The sequence below is a fragment of the Novosphingobium sp. 11B genome, assembly GCF_054589055.1.
This window is the reverse complement of the sequence record NZ_BAAILP010000224.1, coordinates 13,449-17,188: the sequence shown is the minus strand read 5'-3', so window position 1 is coordinate 17,188 and position 3,740 is coordinate 13,449. Positions and strand designations below refer to the sequence as shown.

Sequence of the window (3,740 nt, the reverse complement as noted above, 5' to 3'; positions counted from 1 at the left end):
GGGGTTTCTCCCCCTCCACCACTCGCTACGCGAGCGGTCCCCCTCCCCATTCCTTCGGAACAGGGAGGATTCCTACAACAGCGATAACTGCCCGTCCTTCGCGGGCCGCGCGTCTTCCTCGCGCTGCTCCAGCGCCGAAAGCGTCAGGCCCATCAGGCGGATCGGCTGGGGCAGGGGCAAGTGGTCCTCCAGCAAGGCATGGCCGATCGCCGAGAACTCCGCCTTGTCCGCCACGAAATGATGCAAAGAGCGGGCGCGGGTGAGGGTCTGGAAGTCGGCGTAGCGCAGCTTCATCGTCACCGTCCGGCCGCGCGCGCCGGAACGTTCGATGCGCTCCCACACCGTATCGACGATGTGGTCCATGGTTTCGCGCAGGGCCACCGGGTCCTCGATGTTCTCGAAGAAGGTGCGCTCGCCGCCTACCGACTTGCGCGGGCGATCGGCACGTACCTGGCGCAAGTCGACACCCCGTGCGGCGCGGAACAGGTATTCGGCGAAGCTGCCGAAGTTGGCGCGCAGGAAGGCGAGGTCCTTGCCCGCAAGGTCGGCGCCGGTCTCGATGCCGAGACGCGCCATCTTCTCCGCCCCGCGCGGGCCGACGCCGTGGAAGCGGCGCACCGGTAGCCGGGCGACGAACTGCGCGCCCTCGCCGGGGCGGATGACGCAGAGGCCATCGGGCTTGTTCTGGTCGCTGGCGAGCTTGGCGAGGAACTTGTTGTAGGACACCCCGGCACTGGCGGTCAGCTGTGTGTCGGCCTTGATCCGGCGGCGGATATCCTGCGCGATGCGGGTGGCCGAGCCGATGCCCTTGAGGTCGGCGGTGACGTCGAGATACGCCTCGTCAAGCGAGAGCGGTTCGACATGCGGGGTATAGTCGAGGAAGATCGCGCGGATCTGCTGGCTGACCTCGCGGTAGACCTCGAAGCGCGGCTTGCGGAACACGAGGTCCGGGCAAAGGCGAACGGCGCGGGCGGAGGGCATTGCCGAACGCACGCCGAACTTGCGCGCTTCGTAGCTCGCCGCCGCCACTACGCCCCGTCCGGACGAGCCGCCGACCGCTACGGGAAGCCCCCGGATCGAGGGATCGTCACGCTGCTCGACGCTGGCGTAGAAGGCGTCCATGTCGACGTGAATGATCTTGCGCAGGCCGTCGGCCTCGTCCTCTCCCGATCCGGGGCGATGATCGTCCTGCGAAAACATGTAATATCATATAGCGCTGTTCGGGCCGAATGCGCCATCCGGAGCGGGATTTCACTGGCCATCCAATGCCAAGTGCGGCATGCGCCAGCGCATGACCTCCCCCGCACCACGCTCCGACAAGTTCCCGATGGGGGAGCTCGAATTCGTCGTCATGATGGCCTCCTTCCAAGCCCTGCAGGCGCTGGCGATCGACGTCATGCTGCCGGCGCTCGGCGCGATCGGCACCGACCTGCACCTGGCCGACCCCAACCGTCGCCAGCTGATCGTCGGCGTGTTCCTGATCTGCTCGGGGCTCGGTTCGCTGTTTCCGGGGGCGCTGGCCGACCGTTTCGGGCGGCGTCCGGTGGTGCTGACGGCGATCACTTCCTACGTGCTGCTCTCCATGGTCTGCGCGGTTTCGGCCAGCTTCGAGTTGCTGCTGATCGCGCGCGGCATGATGGGCTTCGTGACCTCGGCGATGATCGTCATGCCGATGACCATCCTGCGCGACCGGTTCGAGGGCGACCGCATGGCGCGCAGCCAGTCGCTGATCGCGATGACCTTCATGGTGGTGCCGATGATCGCGCCGATGCTGGGGCAGACGGTGCTGCTGTTCGCGGGATGGCGCTGGATCTTCGGGATCATGGGCGGCCTTGCCGCCTGCGTCTTCGCCTGGGCGTGGACTCGCCTGCCGGAAACGCTGCACCCCGATTTCCGCCAGCCCGTGCGCTTCGGCGTGATCGCGGGGAACATGGGGCTGGCGCTGAAGGAGCGCGCGTCACTCGGCTATTTCCTGGGCGCGGCCTTCGTGCAGGCGGCGCTGTTCGGCTACATCAACAGCGCGCAGCAGCTGGTGGGCGAGCACTTCGGCGCGGGCACGATGTTCCCGGTGATCTTCGGCTGCATGGCGCTGGTGATGGCCTGCACCAACTTCGCCAACGCCCGCATCGTCGAGCGGTTCGGTGCGCGGCGCGTCTCGCACGCGGCCCTGCTGTGCTACATCGCGGTGGGCGCGCTTCATCTCGCGCTGGCGATGCGGGGCGAAGGGCTGTGGACCTTCCTGCCGCTGATGACGCTGTCGATGTGCATGCTCAGCTTCATCGGCTCGAACTTCCAGGCGATCTCGCTGCAGCCTTTCGCGCGGATCGCGGGGGCGGCGGCCTCGGTCATGGCGTTCGTGCGAATGGTGCTGGGGGCGACGCTGGGGTCGCTGATCGGACAGGCTTACGACGGCACCGCGCGGCCGATCATGGCGGCCATGGTGATCTGCGGGCTGATCGCGCTGGTACTGGTGCTCTATTCGGAGGGCGGACGGCTGTTCCGCCGTCTCAACCCGCCGGAGTATTACCGCAATGCGCCTCCGCCAGTCGGTCACTGACGGGGCGCACGCGCTTTTTTATACCCTGCGGCCGCGGAACAGCTGCACGAGACCCACGACGATGGCGATCACCAGCAGCACGTGGATCAGCGCGCTGGAAACATGGAACACGACGAAGCCGAGCAGCCAGAGCACGATGAGGATGGCGGCGATGGTGAATAGCATGGACGTAGCTCCCAACAGTTGTGTGCGTGGGTAACGCCGGGTCCTACGGATTTGTTTCCGGTCTATTGCTTAGAGGGTTTCACGTCGTCCGGGACGACGAAAGGCGTGCCAGTTCGCGGCGCGATGGCCGGGGTATCGGCGCGGGTACGGGCTCACGCTTCGCTTCGAAGAAAGCGCCGGCAATCAGGCGGAGCTTTTGCGGCATGCTCACCCTTGCGCGGTGGTCCCATGCATGGGCGCCGAGGCGTTCGACCTCCCGCGCGATGCCGCCGTAGATGCCTGCCGCCGAGAGCACGGCCCAGCGCTGCCGGAACGCCAGCTTCGCCGCGCCGACGCGGGCGGAGGCCTCGTATTCGCGCGCCATCGCGCAGGCCCGCGCGACTTGCGGGACGAGGGCGTGGCGATAGTGCGGCTTGGTGATCTCGCCGGGGGGGATGTCGGCCTCCACCAGCCATTCGACCGGCAGGTAGCAGCGGCCGTTGGCGTCGTCCTCCCACACGTCGCGCACGATGTTGGCGAGCTGGAAGGCGATGCCGAGGTCGCAGGCGCGGTCGAGCGTGTCCTCGTCGTCGGCGGGCACGCCCATGACGGCGGCCATCATCACCCCCACCGCGCCCGCTACGTGGTAGCAGTAGCGCAGCATGTCGGTTTCGGAGCGCGGGCGCCATTCGGCGGCGTCGAGCGCGAAGCCGGCGAGCACGTCCTCGACCATGGCGGGGGTGATCGGCGTCTCGCGCATGAGCTGGCCGAGTGCGTCGAAGGCGGGCGAGCCGGTTGCTTCCCCGGCCATCGCCAGTTCGGTGAGGGTGCGGATCGTGGCGAGGCGCGATTCGGGGTCGAGCTTGCCGGGGGTGGAGGCGCCGCCCCCATGTCCTCCACCGAACTCCTGCTCGTCGGCGATGTCGTCGCAGGCGCGGCACCAGGCGTAGAGCAGCCAGACCCGCTCGCGCGTTTCGCGGTCGAACAGGCGGCTGGCAGCGGCGAAGCTCTTCGACCCGCGCCGGATGGACTCGTGGGC

The 3,740-nt window shown here is 67.8% G+C and carries 4 protein-coding genes; 1 reads left to right on the top strand and 3 read right to left on the bottom strand.

Annotation, left to right across the window (positions count from 1 at the left end; genetic code table 11):
* Positions 1–72: 72 nt before the first annotated feature.
* Positions 73–1,200: a DNA polymerase IV gene (gene dinB / locus ACYPYD_RS20220; RefSeq protein WP_459665107.1), complete on the bottom strand. Its 1,128-nt coding sequence runs from the start codon at positions 1,198–1,200 to the stop codon at positions 73–75.
* Between the two features lie 91 nt (positions 1,201–1,291).
* On the opposite strand from dinB, the gene ACYPYD_RS20215 reads away from it, so the two are divergent.
* On the top strand, positions 1,292–2,557 hold the full coding sequence (locus tag ACYPYD_RS20215; RefSeq protein WP_231957939.1) for a multidrug effflux MFS transporter: 1,266 nt from the start codon (positions 1,292–1,294) through the stop codon (positions 2,555–2,557).
* Between the two features lie 18 nt (positions 2,558–2,575).
* Here the strand turns inward: ACYPYD_RS20215 and ACYPYD_RS20210 are convergent, their stop codons facing one another.
* A complete protein-coding gene (locus tag ACYPYD_RS20210; protein WP_008829807.1) occupies positions 2,576–2,722 on the bottom strand; it encodes a lmo0937 family membrane protein in 147 nt (48 codons plus the stop codon).
* 79 nt (positions 2,723–2,801) lie between these two features.
* Positions 2,802–3,740 (bottom strand): phytoene/squalene synthase family protein (locus ACYPYD_RS20205; protein ID WP_459665106.1); only part of this gene is annotated, 939 nt, incomplete at its 5' end.